This is a genomic window from Nonomuraea sp. B19D2 (assembly GCF_040137845.1).
Classification (GTDB): Bacteria; Actinomycetota; Actinomycetes; order Streptosporangiales; family Streptosporangiaceae; genus Nonomuraea.
Genome location: NZ_JBEFAK010000148.1, coordinates 1 through 1282 on the forward strand (window position 1 = coordinate 1; position 1282 = coordinate 1282).

A 1282-nucleotide genomic window follows, 5' to 3' on the forward strand; every position below is an offset into this window, starting at 1 on the left:
TGAGGGGCTCCGAATTTTCCGGACTCGACCCAAATGAAACTATATCACGCCGCGACCCGGTTATCGAACCATTCCTCTAGCACTTCCGATGGCGGGCGATATCCCAACCCAGAGTGAAGTCTTCGCCGGTTATAGAATCCCTCGATAAATTTGATCAGCTCGCGCCGCGCCTCGGCGCGCGTGGCGAATGCCCGGTGATGAACCATCTCCGTCTTCAGCTTACCGAAGAACGATTCCGCCATCGCATTGTCGAAACAACTCCCGGTGCGCCCGACGGACTGCCTGATGTGGTACTTACCGAGTGTCTCACCGAACTCGATCGACGTATATTGACTCCCTCGGTCGGAGTGAAATATCGCCCCGTTGGGCATCTTGATGCGGGCCGCGGCCATATCGATGGCCGCGCACACCAAGCTCGCCGGATATCGCACGTCCAGCGCCCAGCCGATCACGCTCTTGCTGAAGCAGTCGATAACCGTTGCCAGGAAAAGCGCACCCTCCCCCGTATCGATCTGCGTGATATCACCGATCATCTTCTGGCCGGGCACCTCCGCGCTGAAGTCGCGTCGCACCAGGTCAGGGATCGGGGCCGCGTTCTTGTTCGCGATCGTCAGCCCTCGGCGTCGCTTGACCTGCACCGGGACCAGGCGCATCTGGCGCATGAGCTTGCGAACGAGTTCGTCGTCCACCTCGACGCCGGCACGCCTGAGCTCCGCGTGAACACGGCGGTACCCGTAGGTCCGGCCGGATTCGGCGAACACGAAGTCAATCAAGGGCTTGAGGTCCTCGCGCCGTTGCTCGGTCGCCGACATCGGGCGCTTCTCCCAGTCGTAGTATCCAGATTTCGACACGCCGAGTAAGCGGCACATCATGATGATCTCGAAGTTAGCCTTCTCAGCGAGAATGAGTTCGTACTTCTCGCTTACGGGAGTTCTTTCGCAAAGAAGGCCGCGGCTTTTTTCAGAAAAGCGTTCTCCTGCTCAAGTTCCTGAACTCGTCGTTCCATCTCCTGGAGCCTGGCGCGGTCGATGGCGGCGCGGGCCTCGTCGGTAGTACCCGAGTTCTTCGACTTCTCGGCCTTCACCCAATTGCGAACCGTCTCTGCGACCAGCCCGAAATCGCGGGCAACCTGTGCAGGAGTCTTCCCGTCTTCGACGACGGCCCGCACGACTTCGGCCCGCAACTCTGGTGGATATATTCTCGGCTTCTTCGCCACGTGCTTCCTTCCCGGACTGCCTCTGACCCTACTTGGGTCCGGGTCCGGAAGGTTCGGGGCACCTCA

General features: G+C 60.1%; 2 protein-coding genes. Both read right to left on the reverse strand.

What is annotated here, in order from left to right; all coding sequences use genetic code 11:
- Positions 1-44 precede the first annotated feature (44 nt).
- Entirely contained in the window at positions 45-905 is an 861-nt protein-coding gene (locus ABN273_RS59195) for an IS3 family transposase (RefSeq protein ID WP_349458595.1), read from the reverse strand.
- Positions 906-922: 17 nt separating this feature from the next.
- Positions 923-1216, reverse strand: a complete 294-nt coding sequence (locus ABN273_RS59200; RefSeq protein WP_349458593.1) for a transposase — start codon at positions 1214-1216, stop codon at positions 923-925.
- Positions 1217-1282: the final 66 nt, after the last annotated feature.